A 19,136-nucleotide genomic window follows, 5' to 3' on the forward strand; every position below is an offset into this window, starting at 1 on the left:
GTTCGGTTTCTAGAGCCTGTTTTGTCCACAAAAATTGTCAGGCAATTTAACAATTTGCATTCGGACCATAGGTGGACGCCCACTTTCGTGCTTAACTCTGGGTCCTTTTATCCTCTCGCATAAGGACTCCGTTCATGGCTCAAGTGACTCTTAAAGGCAATCCGGTTCAGGTCAACGGCGAGCTGCCAAAAGCCGGCGCCCAGGCGCCAGCGTTTTCGCTGGTCGGCGAGGGCCTGGCTGATGTGTCGCTGAAGGACTTCGCCGGCAAGCGCAAAGTGCTGAACATCTTCCCAAGCGTCGACACCCCGACCTGCGCCACCTCCGTGCGCAAGTTCAACGCCCAGGCCAATGAACTGGCCAACACCGTGGTGCTGTGCGTATCCGCTGACCTGCCGTTCGCCCAGGCTCGCTTCTGCGGCGCCGAAGGCCTGACCAACGTGAAGAACCTGTCGACCCTGCGCGGCCGCGAGTTCCTGGAAAACTACGGCGTTGCCATTGCCGACGGCCCTCTGGCCGGCCTGGCCGCCCGCGCTGTCGTTGTGGTCGATGAGAACGACAAGGTGCTGCACAGCGAGCTGGTTGGCGAGATCGCCGAAGAGCCTAACTACGAGGCAGCCCTGGCTGTCCTGAAGTAAGTCGCTCGCGGGGCCCGCCCGCAAAAACCTGAAACGTGATCACGGCCTGGCTTTGTCCAGGCCGTTTTCATTTAAAGTTCAGGGTCTTGGCTACGTCAGTGATCAGTAAATTGCCGGTAAAGGCGCTTTGCTAATCCTTCTCAAGTGCTTATCGTTCAGCCTCCTTCAAAGTTTCCTGCGCAGATATGGTCGGTCAACCCATGCAATCTTCCTCCCGTTCTTCCCGTCGCTGGCTGTTCAGCCTGTTGATTCTGTTGCTGGTCGCTGGCTTGTGCTGGTGGCTCTGGCCGGCATCGACGGCTTCCAAGGCCCCGGCCAAAGGCGAAACGCCGGCTGTTGGCCGCCGTGGTGGCGCCGGCCCTATGGGCGGTCCGGGGCGTCCGGGCTTCGGCAACTCGACGGCTACGGTGCCGGTGCGCGTAGCGCCCGCCGCGGTGGGCGACTTCCCGCTGTATTACAAGGCGCTGGGTACGGTCACCGCGACCAACACCGTCAATGTGCGCAGCCGGGTAGCGGGGGAACTGGTCAAGGTGCACTTCCAGGAAGGCCAGCAGGTCAAGGCCGGTGACCTGCTCGCCGAGATCGACCCGCGCAGCTACCAGATCGCCCTGCAGCAGGCTGAAGGCACCCTGGCGCAGAACCAGGCGCAATTGAAAAACGCCCAGATCGACCTGGCGCGCTATAAAGGCCTGTTCGCCGAAGACAGCATCGCCAAGCAGACCCTCGATACCCAGGCCGCGCTGGTGGCGCAGTACGAAGGCACGATCAAGACCAACCAGGCGGCGGTCAACGACGCCAAGCTGAACCTGGACTTCACCAGGATCCGCGCCCCGATCGGTGGCCGCCTCGGCCTGCGCCAACTGGACCTGGGCAACCTGGTGGCGGCCAACGACACCACCGCGCTGGTGGTGATTACCCAGACCCAGCCGATCACCGTCGCCTTCACCCTGCCGGAAACCGACCTCGACACCGTGCTCGCGCGCTTCCGCAGTGGTGCGCCACTGCCGGTCGAAGCCTGGGACCGCGGCGATACCCGCCAGCAGGCCGTCGGTGTGCTGCGCAGCCTCGACAACCAGATCGACATCACCACCGGCACGCTGAAATTCAAGGCGCGTTTCGAGAACCAGGACGAAGCGCTGTTCCCCAACCAGTTCGTCAACGTGCGCCTGCTCGCCGACACCCAGAAAGACGTGGTCACCGCCCCGGCGGCGGCGATCCAGTTCGGCACCAACGGCACCTTCGTCTATGTGGTGGACGCCGAGAACAAGGTGCATATTCGCACCCTCAAGCTGGGCGCCAGCGACGGCGAGCGCACGGTCATCAAGGAAGGCCTGGCCAAGGGCGAGCGGGTCGTGCTGGAAGGCACCGACCGCCTGCGCGACGGCACCCTGGTGGAAGTCGTCGACGACGCCGCTGAAGTACCGACAACGCCCGGTCAGCACCTGCAAGGCCAGGACAAGAAAGATGTCTCGGCTGCGCCCGAGCGTCCGGCCCGTGAAGGCAAGGCTGGCGCATGAATCTCTCGCGGCTGTTCATCCTCCGTCCGGTTGCCACCACGCTGAGCATGCTGGCCATCGTCCTGGCCGGCCTGATCGCCTACAAGCTGCTGCCGGTGGCAGCCTTGCCCCAGGTGGATTACCCGACCATCCGGGTCATGACCCTCTATCCCGGCGCCAGTCCGCAGGTGATGACCAGCGCCGTGACCGCGCCGCTGGAGCGCCAGTTTGGACAAATGCCGGGCCTGACCCAGATGGCCTCCACCAGCTCCGGTGGCGCGTCGGTGCTGACCCTGCGTTTCAGCCTGGAAATGAACATGGATGTCGCCGAGCAACAGGTGCAGGCGGCGATCAACGCCGCCAGCAACCTGTTGCCCAGCGACCTGCCGGCACCGCCGGTGTACAACAAGGTCAACCCGGCGGACACCCCGGTGCTGACCCTGGCGATTTCCTCGAAAACCATGCCGTTGCCCAAGCTCAATGACCTGGTCGACACCCGCATGGCGCAGAAAATCGCCCAGATCAGCGGCGTCGGCATGGTCAGCATCGCCGGCGGCCAGCGTCAGGCGGTGCGGATCAAGGTCAACCCCGAGGCGCTGGCGTCGGCGGGCCTGAACCTTGCCGATGTGCGCACCCTGGTCGGCGCCTCCAACGTCAACCAGCCGAAAGGCAACTTCGACGGTCCGACCCGGGTGTCGATGCTCGACGCCAACGATCAACTGCGTTCCCCCGAGGAATACGCCAACCTGATCCTCGCCTACGCCAACGGCGCGCCGCTGCGCCTGAAGGATGTCGCCGAGATCGTCGACGGCGCCGAGAACGAGCGCCTGGCCGCCTGGGCCAACCAGAACCAGGCCGTGCTGCTGAACATCCAGCGCCAGCCGGGCGCCAACGTCATCGAGGTGGTCGACCGCATCAAGGAGATGCTGCCGTCGATCACCGACAACCTGCCGGCGGGCCTTGACGTGGTGGTGCTCACCGACCGCACCCAGACCATCCGCGCCTCGGTCAAGGACGTGCAGCACGAACTGCTGATCGCCATCGCTCTGGTGGTGATGGTCACCTTCCTGTTCCTGCGTCGGGTCAGCGCGACCCTGATTCCGTCGATCGCCGTGCCGCTGTCGCTGATCGGCACCTTCGGCGTGATGTACCTGGCCGGTTTCTCCATCAACAACCTGACCCTGATGGCGCTGACCATCGCCACCGGGTTCGTGGTGGACGACGCCATCGTCATGCTGGAGAACATCGCCCGCCATATCGAGGAAGGCGAGACGCCGTTGCAGGCGGCGCTCAAGGGCGCGCGGCAGATCGGTTTCACCCTGATCTCGCTGACCTTCTCGCTGATCGCGGTATTGATTCCGCTGCTGTTCATGGCCGACGTGGTGGGGCGGCTGTTCCGCGAATTCGCCATCACCCTGGCGGTGGCGATCCTGATTTCCCTGGTGGTGTCCCTGACCCTGACGCCGATGATGTGCGCGCGCTTGCTCAAGCGCGAGCCTAAGGAAGAAGAGCAGGGCCGTTTCTACCGTGCCAGCGGCGCCTGGATCGACTGGCTGATCGAGCATTATGGTCGCGGCCTGCAGTGGGTCTTGCGGCACCAGCCGCTGACCCTGCTGGTGGCCGTGGCGACCCTGGGCCTGACCGTGCTGCTGTACATGGTGGTGCCCAAGGGCTTCTTCCCGGTGCAGGACACCGGGGTGATCCAGGGCATTTCCGAGGCGCCGCAGTCGATTTCCTTCACCGCCATGAGCCAGCGCCAGCAGGAACTGGCCGCGCTGGTCCTCGAAGATCCGGCGGTAGAGAGCCTGTCGTCGTATATCGGCGTCGATGGCGACAACGCCACGCTCAACAGCGGCCGCATGCTGATCAACCTCAAGCCCCACGGCGAGCGCGACCTCACCGCCGCCCAGGTCATCGCCCGCCTGCAGCCGCAGGTGGACCGCCTCAGCGGCATCCGCCTGTTCATGCAGCCGGTGCAGGACCTGAGCATCGAAGACCGGGTCAGCCGTACCCAGTACCAGTTCAGCCTCTCTTCGCCGGACGCCGATTTGCTGTCGACGTGGAGCGACACCCTGGTGCGCACCCTGCAACAGCGGCCGGAACTGACCGACGTCGCCAGCGACCTGCAGGACAAGGGCCTGCAGGTTTACCTGGTGATCGACCGCGATGCTGCCAGCCGGCTTGGTGTGACCGTCTCGGAAATCACCAACGCGCTGTATGACGCCTTCGGTCAGCGGCAGATTTCCACCATCTACACCCAGGCCAGCCAGTACCGCGTGGTGCTGCAGGCTGCCGCTGCGTCGAGCATCGGGCCCAAGGTGCTGGACCAGATCTACGTCAAGACCACCGATGGCGCGCAGGTTCGGCTGTCGGCGCTGGCCCGTGTCGAGGAGCGTCAGGCGCAACTGGCCATCGCTCATATCGGCCAGTTCCCGGCGGTGATGATGTCGTTCAACCTAGCCGAGGGCGTGTCCCTGGGCGAGGCGGTGCAGGTTATCGAGCAGGTGCAGAAGGACATCGGCATGCCGCTGGGCGTGCAGACCCGCTTCCAGGGTGCGGCCGAGGCCTTCCAGGCGTCGCTGTCGAGCACGCTGCTGCTGGTCCTCGCAGCCGTGGTGACCATGTACATCGTGCTCGGCGTGCTCTACGAGAGCTACATCCACCCGATCACCATCCTTTCGACCTTGCCCTCGGCAGCGGTGGGCGCCTTGCTGGCGCTGATCCTCACCGGCAACGACCTGGGGATGATCGCCATCATCGGCATCATCCTGCTGATCGGTATCGTCAAGAAGAACGCGATCATGATGATCGACTTCGCCCTCGAAGCCGAACGTCACCAGGGCATGGACCCGCAGACCGCGATCTACCAGGCCGCGCTGCTGCGTTTCCGGCCGATCCTGATGACCACCCTGGCGGCGTTGTTCGGCGCCGTGCCACTGATGCTCGCCAGCGGTTCCGGCGCCGAGCTGCGCCAGCCGCTGGGCCTGGTGATGGTGGGCGGGCTGCTGGTCAGCCAGGTACTCACGCTGTTCACCACACCGGTGATCTACCTGTATTTCGACCGACTGGCGCGCCGTTTCAAGCCTGAACAGAACGTGGTGGAGGAGCCGGTGTGATCAGCCTTCGCAACCCTGCTCGTAGCGTGCAGCTTGTCACCTGGAGCTGCCCTTGAACCTGTCCGGCCCGTTTATCCGTCGCCCGGTGGCGACCATGCTGCTGAGCCTGGCGATCCTGCTGCTGGGCGGTGTCAGCTTCGGCCTGTTGCCGGTGGCGCCGCTGCCGAAGATGGACTTCCCGGTGATCGTGGTCTCGGCCAGCCTGCCGGGCGCCAGCCCTGAGGTCATGGCGGCCACGGTGGCGACGCCGCTGGAGCGCAAGCTGGGCACCATCGCCGGCGTTACCACGCTGACCAGCAGTTCCAGTCAGGGCTCGACCCGGGTGATTCTCGGTTTTGACCTCGACCGTGACATCGACGGCGCCGCACGGGAAGTGCAGGCGGCGATCAACGCCACGCGCAACCTGTTGCCCAGCGGCATGCGCAGCATGCCCACCTACAAGAAGATCAACCCGTCGCAGGCGCCGATCATGGTCCTGTCGCTGACGTCCGATGTGCTGCAGAAGGGGCAGTTGTACGACCTGGCGTCGACCATCCTGTCCCAGAGCCTGTCCCAGGTGTCCGGGGTCGGCGAGGTGCAGATCGGCGGCAGCTCGCTGCCGGCGGTGCGCATCGAGCTTGAGCCGAAGCGGCTCACCCAGTACGGCCTGTCCCTGGATGACGTGCGCGAAACAGTGGCGGCAGCCAACCAGCGCCGGCCCATGGGCTTTGTCGAGGATGCCGGACGCAACTGGCAAGTGCGCGCCAATGACCAACTGGAGAAAGCCAAGGACTACGAGCCGCTGGTGATCCGTTACCAGAACGGTTCGGTGCTGCGCCTGAGCGATGTGGCGAAAGTCAGCGACGGCGTGGAAAACCGCTACAACAGCGGCTTCTTCAACGACGACGAGGCGGTGCTGCTGGTGATCAACCGCCAGAGCGGCGCCAACATCATCGAGACGGTGGAGCAGATCAAGGCGCAGTTGCCGGCCCTGCAGTCGCTGCTGCCGTCCAACGTGCAATTGAACATCGCCATGGACCGCTCGCCGGTGATCAAGGCGACCCTCAAGGAAGCCGAGCACACCCTGTTGATCGCGGTGGTGCTGGTGATCCTGGTGGTCTACCTGTTCCTCGGCAACTTCCGCGCTTCGCTGATCCCAACCCTGGCGGTACCGGTGTCGCTGGTGGGCACCTTCGCGGTGATGTACCTGTGCGGTTTCTCGCTGAACAACCTGTCGCTGATGGCGCTGATCCTCGCCACCGGGCTGGTGGTGGACGACGCCATCGTGGTGCTGGAGAACATTTCCCGGCATATCGAGGACGGCCAGCCGCCGATGCGCGCGGCCTACCTCGGCGCCAAGGAAGTGGGCTTCACCCTGCTGTCGATGAACGTGTCGCTGGTGGCGGTGTTCGTCTCGATCCTGTTCATGGGCGGTATCGTCAATGCGCTGTTCCGCGAGTTCTCCATCACCATGGCGTCGGCGATCATCGTCTCCCTGGTGGTGTCGCTGACCCTGACGCCGATGCTCTGCGCCCGCTGGCTCAAGCCCCATGCCCACGACGCCGGACAGACTCGCCTGCAACGCTGGAGCGACAGCCTGAACCGGCGCATGATCGCCGGCTACGACCGCAGCCTCGGCTGGGCGCTGCGCCATCGCAAGCTGACCCTGTTCAGCCTGCTGCTGGCCATCGGCGTGAATATCGCGCTGTATGTGGTGGTGCCCAAGACCCTGATGCCGCAGCAGGACACCGGCCAGTTACAGGGCTTCATCCGCGGCGACGACGGCCTGTCGTTCACCGTGATGCAGCCGAAGATGGAAATCTACCGCCGTGCCTTGCTTGCCGATCCGGCGGTGCAGAGCGTGGCCGGCTTTATCGGCGGCAACAGCGGCACCAACAACGCGATGGTGCTGGTGCGCCTCAAGCCGATTGCCGAACGCAAGCTGGACGCGCAGAAGGTGATCGAGCGCCTGCGCAAGGAAATGCCGCAAGTGCCCGGCGGCCGGCTGTTCCTGATGGCCGACCAGGACCTGCAACTGGGTGGCGGTGGCCGCGACCAGAGCACTTCGCAGTACCTCTACACCTTGCAGAGCGGTGATTTGCAGGCGCTGCGCGATTGGTACCCGAAAGTCGTGGCGGCGCTGCGAGCGCTGCCGGAACTGACCGCCATCGACGCCCGTGACGGCAGCGGCACCCAGCAGGTGACCCTGGTGGTGGACCGCGAACAGGCCAAGCGCCTGGGCATCGACATGAGCATGGTTACCGCGGTGCTGAACAACGCCTACAGCCAGCGGCAGATTTCCACCATCTACGACAGCCTCAACCAGTACCAGGTGGTGATGGAGATCAACCCGAAATATGCCCAGGACCCAAGCACTCTGGAGCAGGTCGAGGTGATTACCGCCGATGGCGCGCGGGTGCCGCTGTCGACCTTCGCCCGTTACGAGAACAGCCTGGCCAACGACCGGGTCAGCCACGAAGGGCAGTTCGCCTCCGAGGACATCTCCTTCGATGTCGCCGAAGGCCATAGTCCCGACCAGGCCCTGGCCGCGGTGGAACGGGCGGTGGCCAAGGTCGGCTTGCCGGAGTCGGTGATCGCCAAGCTCGGCGGCACCGCCGACGCCTTCAGCAAAACCCAGCAAGGCCAGCCGTTGATGATCCTCGGCGCTCTGGTGCTGGTGTACCTGGTGCTGGGCATCCTGTACGAAAGCTACATTCACCCGCTGACCATCCTCTCGACCTTGCCGTCGGCCGGGGTAGGGGCCTTGCTCACGCTGTACGTCACCGGTGGCGAGTTCAGCCTGATCTCGCTGTTGGGGCTGTTCCTGCTGATCGGTGTGGTCAAGAAAAACGCCATCCTGATGATCGACCTGGCGCTGCAACTGGAGCGTAATGAAGGCCTGGACCCGGAAGAATCGATCCGCCGCGCCTGCCTGCTGCGCTTGCGGCCGATCTTGATGACCACCCTGGCCGCGATCCTCGGCGCCTTGCCGCTGTTGCTCGGCACCGCCGAAGGCTCGGAAATGCGCCAGCCGCTGGGTGTGACCATCATCGGCGGCCTGGTCTTCAGTCAGATGCTCACGCTTTACACCACCCCGGTGGTCTACCTCTATCTGGACCGTCTGCGCCATCGCTTCAACCGCTGGCGCGGAGTGCGGACCGACGCTGCCCTGGAAACCCCGCTATGAGTCAACCTGTCTTGCTTTCCGATTCTTCGCTGTTGCGCCTGCTCGGCGCCCGGGGCTCGCGCCTGCTGGCTGCCAGCCTGTGCGTGGCGATGCTCAGTGCCTGCACCTTGAGCCCCGATTACCAGCGCCCGGAGATGAACACCGCGGTGCCGTTCAAGCATGCCGAAGGCTGGACCCAGGCCAACCCGTCCGACGCCCTGGCCCGTGGCGCCTGGTGGGAGCTGTACGGCGACGCGCAACTGAACGGGCTGGTCGAGCAGCTCAATGCCAGCAACCAGACCGTACGCCAGTACGAAGCCCAGTACCGTCAGGCCCAGGCCCTGGTGCGCAGCTCGCGGGCGTCGCTGTTCCCCAGCCTCGACCTGAGCGCCGGCAAGACCCGTTCGAGCCAGGGCACCGGCAGCAGCAGTTCGAGCCTGAGCAACAACAGCAGCGGTATCCGCGACACCTACAGCACCCAATTGGGCGTCAGTTGGGAAATCGACCTGTGGGGCAAGCTGCGTGAAGGCCTGAATGCCGACGAGGCCAGTGCTGAAGCGAGCCTGGCCGACATGGCGGCGATGCGCCTGAGCCTGCAGTCCGAACTGGTGCAGAACTACCTGCAACTGCGCGTCATTGACGAGCAGAAGCGCTTGCTCGAAGCGACCCTGGCGACCTATCAGCGTTCGCTGAAAATGACCCAGAACCAGTACAAGGCGGGCGTGTCCGGCAAGGACGCAGTCGCCCAGGCGCAAACCCAGCTCAAGAGCACCGAGGCTGACCTGGTGGACCTGGTCTGGCAGCGCGCACAACTGGAAAACGCCATCGCCGTGCTGATGGGCAAGCTGCCGGCGGAGTTCGCCCTGGCGCCGACCACCACTATCCCGGGGTTGCCGCAGATTCCGCTGGAATTGCCGTCGCAACTGCTGGAGCGGCGTCCCGATATCGCCTCGGCCGAGCGCAAGGTCATGGCGGCCAATGCCGGAATCGGGGTGGCCCGCGCCGCTTACTTCCCGGACTTGAGCCTGAGCCTGAGCGGTGGCTACAGCAGTAGCACCTTCAGCAACTGGATCAGCTTGCCGAACCGCTTCTGGTCCGTGGGCCCGAGCCTGGCCATGACCCTGTTCGATGCCGGCAAGCGTTCGGCGGAGGTCGACCGTACCGTGGCGGTCTACGACCAGACCGTGGCGCAGTACCGGCAGACCGTGCTGGATGGTTTCCGCGAAGTGGAAAACTACCTGGTCCAGCTCAAGGTCTACGGCGACGAGGCGAATGTGCGCCAGGAGGCGCTGGAATCGGCGCGTGAATCGCTGCGTCTGACCGAGAACCAGTACCGGGCAGGGCTGATCGGTTATCTGGACGTGGTCAACGTGCAAACCACTGCCTTGAGCAACGAGCGCAGTGCCCTGACCCTGTTGCAGGGTCGGCTGGTGGCCAGCGTGCAGTTGATTGCGGCCTTGGGTGGCGGCTGGGATGCGCAGCAGGCGTTCACCGAGGAGTGATTCCCCGCAGGCCGGTGCCCCCAAGGGCACTGGCTGAACGCAATTTCAGTGCCTGGCGCGGGACCCTGTGGCAGCCGGTCTTGCCGGCGATGAGTCCGGCTGGAACGCCACAAAAAATGGTGAAACCCCACCTCAGGCATCCCCTGATGGCCCTCAGAAAAATCCCCCTGCCAACCGGCTGAAACTCCGTGCGTTTCGCGAAAGGTTGAGTACAATCATCGGCTTTTATGGGCTGGAAAATTGCCCTATCCAGCCCCATTCGTGGAAAGCCTCATGTTGATTGGCAGTTACTCACCTACTCTGGTCGTCATCTCTCTGTGTGTGGCGATCCTGGCTTCCTACACCGCTCTTGACCTCACCGGACGCCTGGCCACGGCCAAGGGGCGGGCGGTCTATCTGTGGATGGGCGGTGGCGCGCTGGCCATGGGCATGGGCATCTGGTCGATGCACTTCATCGGCATGCTCGCCTTCAGCCTGCCGATCCAGTTGGGCTACGACCTCACCCTGACCTTGCTGTCGCTGGTCATCGCGGTACTGTCTTCGGGCTTTGCCCTGTGGCTGGTCAGCCAGACCAGCCTGCCGCTACACATGTTGCTGCTGGGCGCCGGGATCATGGGCGCGGGCATCAGTTGCATGCACTACACCGGCATGGCGGCGCTGCGCATGCAGCCGGGTATCGAGTACGACGTGGCGCTGTTTGGCCTGTCGCTGCTGATCGCGGTCGGTGCGTCGATGGCGGCGCTGTGGATCGCCTTCCGCCTGCGCCGACACACGCCCTATGTGCGTCAGGTACGCGGCGGGGCGGCGGTGGTCATGGGCGTGGCGATTGTCGGCATGCACTACACCGGCATGGCTGCGGCGAACTTCCCCGAGGGCAGTTTCTGCGGTGCCTTCAACGAGGGCGTGAGCGGCGATGGCCTCGATTATCTGGTGCTGATCACCACCCTGGCGGTGCTCGCCGTGGCCCTGTTGACCTCGGTGCTGGACGCCCGGCTGGAGGCGCGCACCGCTGATCTGGCGCGCTCGCTGACCCTCGCCAACCAGGAACTCACCCAACTGGCGCTGCACGACACCCTGACCGGCTTGCCCAACCGCACCCTGCTGGCTGACCGTATCGACCAGGCGATGAGCAAAGTGGCGGAACATGGCGGTTGTTTTGCGCTGATGTTCATCGATCTGGACGGCTTCAAGCCGGTCAACGATGCCTTCGGCCACCACACCGGTGACCAGTTGCTCAAGGAAGTCGCCCTGCGCCTGCGCGGCCATCTGCACAGCCAGGACACCCTGGCGCGGATTGGCGGTGACGAATTCGTTCTGCTGGTGGAGCTGGAAGACCCGGACGACGCGGTCAGCGTCGCGGCAAAACAGGTCAATCTGGTCTCCCGTTCCTTCCGCGTGGCCGAGCAGAGCCTGCAGATTTCCGCCAGCATCGGCATCGTGCTCTATCCCGGCAACGGCAACGACCAGCACGAGTTGCTGCGCAATGCCGACGCCGCCATGTACCACGCCAAGAACGCCGGCAAAAACGGCTACAGCTTCTTCGACGTGTCGATGAACAGCAACGCGCGCCTGCAACTGCAATTGCTCCAGGACCTGCGCACAGCGGTGGAGCAGAAGCAGTTCCGGCTGTTCTACCAGCCCAAGTTCGACGCCGTGGGCCGCCATCCGATCGGCGCCGAGGCGCTGGTGCGCTGGGACCACCCGAGCATGGGCCTGCTGCTGCCGGACCGCTTCATCGTCCTCGCGGAAAAGACCGGCCTGATCATTCCCATTGGCGAGTGGGTGCTGGAAGAAGCCTGCCGGCAGATGCGTATCTGGTTCGACCAGGGCCACAGCGACTGGCGCATTGCGGTCAACCTCTCGGCTATCCAGTTCTGCCATGCCGGACTGGTCGACAGCGTGGCCGCGGCGCTTGAGCGCAACAACCTGCCGCCCAACAGCCTGACCCTGGAAATCACCGAAACTACCGCCATGCACGATGCCGACGCCAGCCTCTGCGTGCTGCAGCGGCTGTCGGACATGGGCGTGGATTTGTCGATCGACGACTTCGGCACCGGCTATTCGAGCCTGATGTACCTCAAGCGCCTTCCGGCCAACGTGCTGAAGATCGACCGCGGTTTCGTCCGCGACCTGGAACACGACAGCGATGATGCGGCGATCGTCTCGGCAATCGTCGCCTTGGGGCAGGCTTTGGGGTTGCGGATCGTTGCCGAAGGCGTGGAAACCGACCGTCAGCAGGATTTCCTGACGCGGCTGGGTTGTGATTCGTTGCAGGGGTATCTACTCGGTCAGCCGGTGCCGCCCGAGCGTTTTCTGAGTGATATCGAGAAAGTGATGGCTAGCCAGGCCCGACCCTGACGGTCAGGCGGTGCGCTGCAGGGCGCAGGACGGCTGGAAGGCTTCCAGTTCGTCCTCCACCGCTTCGATGATCCGTTCCACATCGTGGGCGGCCATGACGGTGGAGCAGGGGATGCCGGCAATGGCCAGCAGGGTCTCGCCGGTGGCGCGGTCGAACAGACGGGCAACCATGCTGCGCGGGGCATCCATGGTGGCCTCGAAGCCCAGCGGATGGAAATGCCAGCGCATCATCTGGCATGCGCCTGGAAACGTGAGCTTGTTCATACAGGCCTCCTTGTATCGTGCTGCCGATAACCCTGAATGACATCCCGAATCTGGGCCTTTGGGGCCAGTGACTAACCATAGCAGCAATGGACAGCGTGAACGGGAATAATTCCCGGTTGTTTTCCCTGTTCCTTGATGGTTGTCACATTCCGCTTGGTCCGGATGGGCAGCGCAAACGTTTTACCTGATGTTCGGTGTAGGTCGACCGCTAGTCGGGTTTGTGGCGTGGCGGTTGGTTTTCCGACCGGCGGATGTGCCACCCATTGGTGCTGTGAGCTTATCCATTGGATGTGGCGCCGCTGCCGGCGCTTTCCGCCTTTACGGCGTCCTACTTTTTTCTTGGAAAAAGTAGGACGCCGTAAAGGCGGAAGGGGCCGGCAGCCTCGCCACATCGAATGGATAAGCTCACAAAGCCCAAGCCAAAACCGATGGCCTCGGAACTCCGTGAAAAACCTTGTTTCAGCTCAACAACCCAGCCGCGATATTCAAGGTAAACCCAAGAATCGCTGTGTTGAAGACGAAACCGATCACCGAATGAGCCAGCACCACCCGACGCATCCCGCGCCCACCAACCCCGATATCCGACGTCTGCACCGCAACACTCAAGGTGAACGAAAAATAGTGGAAGTCCCAATAATCGGGATGGCGTTCACCGTCGGCGAAGCGCAGCAGCGGTTCACTGCTGTCGCTGGTATAGAACAGCCGCGCGTAATGCAGGCTGAAAATGGTACCGATCAGCAGCCAGGAGCCCGCGACCGTCAGCCCGGTATAGCCGTAATGCAGGACCTTCTCCTGCCCGTGCAGATCACCGCTGCCGGCCAGTTGCAGGGTCACCGCGGCGAGGCTGGCCACGGCGGCGATACTGACCACGAACAACACCAGCGCGGCGTTTTCGTCTTCGACATCGGCAGTGCGGCGCACCTTTTCAGGCGTGGCACCAAGAGTCAGCACCAGCACCAGCGCCAGGTACAGCCAGACCGCGAGATTCCAGCCCGCCAGCACATGCTGCACGGTGTCGCCAGCGGGGATGAAGAAACCACCGAGGATTCCGATCAGGGCGGCGGCGCTCAGCCGCGGATGGGTATGGACCAGCTTGTGAAGTGCCATATGAACTCGCTGCGGGGAAGGGTGCGCCAACTGTAGCCCTTCGCTGGCATTGTCGTCAGGCAAAAGGGCTTGCCCGAGCCGGTGGGCTCGGTCATCCTGCGCGCCTTCGGTTACCGCCCCTGTCGTCGAGGAACCCCACGGTTTGCCTGAGTCACTGCCCAACCCGCTGCTGCAATACCTTGCCCGACTGGCGCCTTCCAGCCAGTTGACCATGAAGTACATCCTTCAGGACGCCGCCGACCGCCTCGGTTTCGACGGCATCGATATCGTCGACGTCCCTTGGCACCAGCTCGATCCCGCCCACGTGACCGATCTGGTCGCGGTGTTGCGCAGCGATGGCTACGCGCCCAACAGCTCGTCGTTGTACGTCAACGCCATTCGCGGGGTGATGAACGAAGCCTGGCGCCTCGGCCTGATCGACCAGGAGCGGCTGTTGCGCATCCGTGAAGTCAAGGCGGTGCAGGGCACGCGCCTGCCGGTGGGTCGCAACCTCAAGCGCACGCTGATCCGCGAACTGATGGACGTCTGCGCCGCCGACCCACGGCCCCAGGGGCTGCGTGACGCGGCGGTGATCGGCTTGCTGTACGGCACCGGCATGCGCAAATCCGAGTCGGTCAACCTCGACCTCGCCCAGGTGGATTTCGCCGAGCGCAGCCTGCGGGTGCTCGGCAAGGGCAACAAGCAATTGATCAAGTACGCGCCGGTCTGGGCCTTCGAAAAGCTCAACGCCTGGCTGGCCTTCCGCCGAGAGCAACTGCCCGCGGGCCAGGAAGACGACAGCTTCCTCTTCAACCGCATTCGTCGCGGCAGCCACATCACCCGCGAGCGCATCACCAAGCACGCCATCTATTACATCGCCCGCCAGCGCGGCCAGCAGGTCGGCGTGAAGATCATGCCCCATGATTTCCGCCGCTCGTTCATCACCCGGGTGATCGAAGAACACGACCTGTCGATTGCCCAGAAACTGGCGCACCACAGCAACATCCAGACCACCGCCAACTACGACATGCGCGACGATAACGAGCGGCGGCGCGCGGTGGATCGATATGACTATTGATGCGGCTGCTTGCAGCACACTTTGACGTGCTCGATAAGTTGGCCAACGGTGGCGAAATCGATGCTGACCTCGTCGGGAATCTCAATGCTGAACCGGTCCTCGACCATGATCAGGATTTCCAGCGCATCCATTGAGTTGACGGCGAGGTCATCGCGAAAGCGCATTTCTTGCGTGACCCGGTTGTGGGGAAGGTGCTTCTTGTCGGCAACGATGGAATAGATGAGGGTTTCGGGATTGTCTGGTATGTCCATGATCATGCTCCGCGGGCCCCTGGGGACAAGGTCATTCCAGCAGAACCATCGTTGAAGCGAAACTGACAAAAATATCAGTAGCGCCATCAAGATCATCATCGGCAAACCTGCTGACGCGGCGTGCCGTACATCAAAAAAGACCTCTTCGTTTCTCTCGCACTCGAGTTGCACCTGACATTTCTATCAGTATCTGAGTTGGGGGGCGCGGCGTAGCCTGAAACCGCTATCACGAAAATCAGTGGAACTTGTGATAACGCGTTCGACTACATCACGACGATGAGGAATTGAAGATGAGTGACATTATTCGCAACGGCAGTTTCACCGAGGGGCTGGATCTTTGGGAAGCTGACCCCGCGGTGGAGGTCGGCACGTATCATCAGACCAACTATGCGCACCTCAAACCGGGCACCTTTATTTCCCAGGAGTTTGGTAGCGTCGAAGGGGGTATCGGCTGGGTTTTCAAGCTGGATACCGCACTGTTGCCGCTGGTTGGTGTGCCAGACCTGCCAGCTTCTGAGCAGGCCGCGCCACTGCAAAAACGTGAGGGAAAGAAGACAAAGTCAAAACCATCCATCCCCGTACGGGCAGAGGATGATTACAGTGGAATTATGTTTATTACCATGACGGACGGCGAATTCTACTGGTCGTGGAGCGAGCCAATCCCGGATTATCCCTGGTTTGGCATGACCGGGTTCCTGTTTGAAGCTCCCGTCGGCGCCAAATCTGGACAAGTCCATATTTCGCTTTTCCACAACGATAGTCCGCTGGGAATTGACAAGGCTATTACCAAGGTCGAACTGGTCAAGTTTTAATTGTTTACGCATCGGAGCCCGTCAACGGAACCGCTGATGGGCTCCGATACAGCTGATCACCGCATGCAGTACAACGCCTAATGAATACTCGATGCCAGTTCAAAGATCGGCATATACATCAGGATCACGATCAGCCCGATCAACAGCCCGATAAACGTCATCAGCAGCGGCTCGAACAAGCGCACGAACCACTCGATCCAGCGACCGATCTCGGCGTCGTAGAAGTCCGCGCTGCGTTCCATCATCTGGCCGACGTTGCCCGACTGTTCGCCCGCCCGCAGCAGGCGCAGCGATACCGGCGTCACCAGTTCGCCCGCTTCCAGCGCCGCCGACAGCGATACGCCTTCGCGCACCCGTTCGCCTGCCTGATCCAGGCGAGCGGCGGCGCTGCTGCCGAGCAGGCCGCGGGCCATGCCCATGGCGGTGAGAATCGGGATGCCGCCTTGCAGCAGGATGCCCAGCGAGCGGTAGAAGCGCGCCAGTTCGTACATCACCAGCCGCCGATGTAACGCGGGCAGGCGCTGTAACTGGCGACCCAGCCAGCGCCGTACCGGTGGCTGGCGCTGCAGCAGGGCGACGGCCATCGACAGTCCGGCGCAACCGGCCAGCAGTTCGACCTGGTGCCGTTGCAGAAACAACCCGCCGTACATCAACCACTGCGACAGCCACGGCAGGTTGCTGCCCAGCCCTTCGAACACCGCGCTGAAGCGCGGCACCACGTAGCCCAGCAGAAACAGCACCACGCCGCCGCCCACCAGCAACAGCAACAGCGGGTAGATCGAGGCGCTGACGATCTTCTGCCGCACCTCATCCAGACGTTGGCGATAGCCGACATAGCGGCGCAAGGCTTCGGCCAGTGCGCCGGTCTTTTCGCTGGACTGCACCAGCGCCACGAACAGGGGCGGGAAGACTGCCGGCAACTGCGCCAGCGCCTGGGAACAGGACTTGCCCTCGTAGAGCAGGCGCACCAGGGCATCGAGGGTCTTGCGTGCCTGCGGCGCAGTTTCCTTTTCCGCCAGGCTTTGCAGGGCGTCGATCAGCGGCAGGCCGGCGTCGAGCAGGGTGCCGAGCTCCTGGCTGAACAGCAGCAGGTCGAAGTGTTCGCGTCGCGTTCGGCGCAGGCGGGCGAAGCGTTCGGCGCTGTTGGCGCTGAGTACCCGCAAACCTTGCCGTTCGACCTGTTCGCGGGCCTGGGCGAGGTCCACGGCGTCGATCTCCAGGGCGACCACCCCGGCCTTGCCCAAGGCCTTGAGCTTGTAGCGCATCGGCGTATCCCCCGTGATCAGTTGACGATTTCGGCGTTCTCGCCGTCGCCGCCGGGCTGGCCGTCCTTGCCCAGGGAGAACAGGTCGTACTCGTTGTTTTCGCCGGGGTAGCGGTAGATATACGGGTGACCCCAGGGATCGTCCGGCACCTTCTTCTGCAGATACGGGCCTGTCCAGCGAGATTCGTCGCTCGGCGCGGTGACCAGTGCCTGCAAGCCTTGTTCGGACGACGGATAGCGCCCGACCTCCAGGCGGTACAGGTCAAGCGCCTTGGCCAGCCCTTCGATCTGCGCTCGTGCCACCTTGGCTTCCGAGCGGCCCAGCTGACTGAAGTAGCGGGGTGCGACGATCCCGGCCAGCAGGCCCAGGACCACCAGCACCACCAGCAGTTCGAGCAGGGTAAAGCCGTGTTGCGTGCGACGTTGTCGGTTCATGGCCGGGGCCTCCTCCAGAGCGTGTGCGAGGGCTTATGCAAAGGCCGTGCGCGTCTGCGCCGGGGCCCGTGGCGCTGCGGCCCGGCGGGCGGCACAGTGCTTGCGTTGACCTCTCCACGCCCGCCCCGAACGGGGCATAACCCCCACTTTCTGGGGAAAACCGGGAGGAGACGATCATGCGCATCGTGACCACCGCACTGCTGGCCTGGCTGGCCACCCTCCAGCCGGCCCAGGCCGACGTGTACATCTCCGTCAGCGCCAGTGGCGCCTACGTCCTGTCCAACGTTCACCGGCCGGGCCGGCAGTACCAGCGCGTCGTCGCCGAACCCGGGCTTGTCGCGACCCGCCCGGAACTGGTGACCGGCAAGCCCTACGCTGAACTGATCGCGGCGGCGGCCAAGGCCAATGACCTGCCGGAAGCCTTGTTGCACGCGGTGGTCCAGGCCGAATCGCGCTACGACGCCAATGCCCGCTCAGGTGCCGGGGCCATGGGCTTGATGCAGTTGATGCCGGATACGGCGAAGGAGCTTGGGGTGAGCAATGCCCTGGACCCAGCGGCCAACCTTGACGGTGGCGCGCGGTATCTCAAGCGCATGATGAAGTTGTTCGACAACGACATCGCTCTGGCCGTCGCCGCGTACAACGCCGGGCCGGATGCGGTGTTGAGTCGGGGGCGGGTGATACCGCCGTTTGCCGAGACACAGCGGTATGTGCCGGAGGTGTTGCGGCATTACCGGCTGTTGCGGGGGGAGTGAGGGGGTTTGGATGAAGCCCATGAGGTGCCCGCCAGTGGAGCGGGTAATTGCGACCGGGCGCATGTCGGGAATTTTCTAGCGCTCTTGAGATCGAGCGCCGCCCGCGCGGCGCATCGCGGATGAATCCGCTCCTACATTTGCTGCACCGTACCTATGCCTGTCAGGCCATGGTTGACCGCCTTGTTTGCACGACGCGGTATCGAGTCGGCCTCAACAGCCTCCCCGCGATTTATCGCCAAACGCAAAAGGCGGGCAACCCACTCTCACAGGCCATGGCACGTTGCAACCAACTGTAGGAGCGAGCTTGTCGGGGCGCCGAACCGTCGCGATGCGCCGCGCGGGCGGCGCTCGATCTCAAGAGCGCTGAAAAACTGTCGGCTAGCGCTTGGTGCCCATCAGTTATCCAGCAACAACCACTGGCCTCTCGACTTTCCCCAGCAGCGACTCAACCAGCGCTTCGCAAATCTCCAGCGAGTGCCAAGTCGACCACGCGAGTCCCCCAAGGGGCTTTTCAATCATCTCGCAAAGCTGAGCGTTGGTTTCGAATGCAGCTTTCAGAGACATGGACAGATGCATCAGCGCATCTTCGATATCCACGCCGTCGCAGATGGCGAATAAAGGCTTGTGCCCGCTGTTGCAGGTGCTGAAACGGGTGTGGAGAGTACAGCGACGAGGGGTGGAGGACGGTGGGTCGGGGACGATTTTTATCATCTTGAAGTTCCTTGATCAGTGGAGCTTCCGCCCATCGCTGCTAAACGAAAGGGAGGCAGCTGTACGCGGGTTAGCAGACCAGGGATCAAGGAACCCGGCGCGCACGAATGCGCCCCGCGCACAGCCGCCATGACACACGCCAGCCGGCCAGAAACGACCGCTGAACGAGGTAGAGCGCCAAGTGCACTTGATCCGAAACGAGCTGCTAAACCCGACCGCTGAATTGGC

15 protein-coding genes are annotated in these 19,136 nt (G+C 63.4%); 9 read left to right on the forward strand and 6 right to left on the reverse strand.

Features of this window, described 5'->3' with window-relative positions:
- Positions 1-134 precede the first annotated feature (134 nt).
- The 6 genes from tpx (at position 135) to HWV67_RS02410 (ending at position 12,252) form a co-directional block, all read left to right on the forward strand.
- Complete coding sequence (tpx, locus tag HWV67_RS02385; protein WP_095155211.1) at positions 135-635, forward strand: thiol peroxidase; 501 nt, start codon at positions 135-137, stop codon at positions 633-635.
- Positions 636-835: 200 nt separating this feature from the next.
- Positions 836-2,152, forward strand: a complete 1,317-nt coding sequence (locus HWV67_RS02390; protein ID WP_175649749.1) for an MdtA/MuxA family multidrug efflux RND transporter periplasmic adaptor subunit — start codon at positions 836-838, stop codon at positions 2,150-2,152.
- The gene (locus HWV67_RS02395; protein WP_175649750.1) at positions 2,149-5,247 is read left to right on the forward strand and encodes an MdtB/MuxB family multidrug efflux RND transporter permease subunit; all 3,099 of its coding nucleotides are present in this window, start codon (positions 2,149-2,151) and stop codon (positions 5,245-5,247) included. Before HWV67_RS02390 ends, HWV67_RS02395 begins: the two co-directional genes overlap by 4 nt.
- A gap of 52 nt (positions 5,248-5,299) precedes the next feature.
- A complete protein-coding gene (locus tag HWV67_RS02400; protein ID WP_175649751.1) occupies positions 5,300-8,413 on the forward strand; it encodes an efflux RND transporter permease subunit in 3,114 nt (1,037 codons plus the stop codon).
- Positions 8,410-9,894, forward strand: coding sequence for an efflux transporter outer membrane subunit (locus HWV67_RS02405; protein WP_175649752.1), 1,485 nt, complete (start codon positions 8,410-8,412; stop codon positions 9,892-9,894). Before HWV67_RS02400 ends, HWV67_RS02405 begins: the two co-directional genes overlap by 4 nt.
- 273 nt (positions 9,895-10,167) lie before the next feature.
- A complete protein-coding gene (locus HWV67_RS02410; RefSeq protein WP_175649753.1) occupies positions 10,168-12,252 on the forward strand; it encodes a putative bifunctional diguanylate cyclase/phosphodiesterase in 2,085 nt (694 codons plus the stop codon).
- Between the two features lie 3 nt (positions 12,253-12,255).
- Here HWV67_RS02410 and HWV67_RS02415 read toward each other — a convergent pair whose 3' ends face one another.
- Positions 12,256-12,516, reverse strand: coding sequence for a DUF1652 domain-containing protein (locus HWV67_RS02415; RefSeq protein WP_095155206.1), 261 nt, complete (start codon positions 12,514-12,516; stop codon positions 12,256-12,258).
- A gap of 459 nt (positions 12,517-12,975) precedes the next feature.
- Positions 12,976-13,623 carry a DUF1345 domain-containing protein gene (locus HWV67_RS02420; protein ID WP_175649754.1) on the reverse strand — a complete coding sequence of 216 codons (648 nt, stop codon included), beginning with the start codon at positions 13,621-13,623 and terminating at the stop codon, positions 12,976-12,978.
- A 142-nt stretch (positions 13,624-13,765) separates the two neighbouring features.
- On the opposite strand from HWV67_RS02420, the gene HWV67_RS02425 reads away from it, so the two are divergent.
- Positions 13,766-14,680 carry a site-specific integrase gene (locus HWV67_RS02425; protein WP_175649755.1) on the forward strand — a complete coding sequence of 305 codons (915 nt, stop codon included), beginning with the start codon at positions 13,766-13,768 and terminating at the stop codon, positions 14,678-14,680.
- Here the strand turns inward: HWV67_RS02425 and HWV67_RS02430 are convergent.
- The gene (locus HWV67_RS02430; protein WP_175649756.1) at positions 14,674-14,931 is read right to left on the reverse strand and encodes an acyl carrier protein; all 258 of its coding nucleotides are present in this window, start codon (positions 14,929-14,931) and stop codon (positions 14,674-14,676) included. The genes HWV67_RS02425 and HWV67_RS02430 overlap by 7 nt on opposite strands.
- A 290-nt stretch (positions 14,932-15,221) precedes the next feature.
- Between HWV67_RS02430 and HWV67_RS02435 the strand changes: the two genes are divergently transcribed.
- The gene (locus HWV67_RS02435) at positions 15,222-15,743 is read left to right on the forward strand and encodes a hypothetical protein (protein ID WP_175649757.1); all 522 of its coding nucleotides are present in this window, start codon (positions 15,222-15,224) and stop codon (positions 15,741-15,743) included.
- Positions 15,744-15,820: 77 nt separating this feature from the next.
- Here the strand turns inward: HWV67_RS02435 and HWV67_RS02440 are convergent, their stop codons facing one another.
- On the reverse strand, positions 15,821-17,008 hold the full coding sequence (locus HWV67_RS02440; protein ID WP_175649758.1) for a type II secretion system F family protein: 1,188 nt from the start codon (positions 17,006-17,008) through the stop codon (positions 15,821-15,823).
- Between the two features lie 17 nt (positions 17,009-17,025).
- Complete coding sequence (gspG, locus tag HWV67_RS02445; protein ID WP_175649759.1) at positions 17,026-17,442, reverse strand: type II secretion system major pseudopilin GspG; 417 nt, start codon at positions 17,440-17,442, stop codon at positions 17,026-17,028.
- Between the two features lie 176 nt (positions 17,443-17,618).
- On the opposite strand from gspG, the gene HWV67_RS02450 reads away from it, so the two are divergent.
- Positions 17,619-18,197 (forward strand): lytic transglycosylase domain-containing protein, encoded by a 579-nt coding sequence (locus tag HWV67_RS02450; protein WP_175649760.1) that lies wholly within the window; start codon positions 17,619-17,621, stop codon positions 18,195-18,197.
- Between the two features lie 399 nt (positions 18,198-18,596).
- Here HWV67_RS02450 and HWV67_RS02455 read toward each other — a convergent pair whose 3' ends face one another.
- On the reverse strand, positions 18,597-18,908 hold the full coding sequence (locus HWV67_RS02455) for a hypothetical protein (protein ID WP_175649761.1): 312 nt from the start codon (positions 18,906-18,908) through the stop codon (positions 18,597-18,599).
- Between the last annotated feature and the right edge of the window lie 228 nt (positions 18,909-19,136).

Source organism: Pseudomonas sp. Marseille-P9899 (assembly GCF_903166565.1).
GTDB classification, from domain to species: Bacteria; Pseudomonadota; Gammaproteobacteria; order Pseudomonadales; family Pseudomonadaceae; genus Aquipseudomonas; species Aquipseudomonas huaxiensis.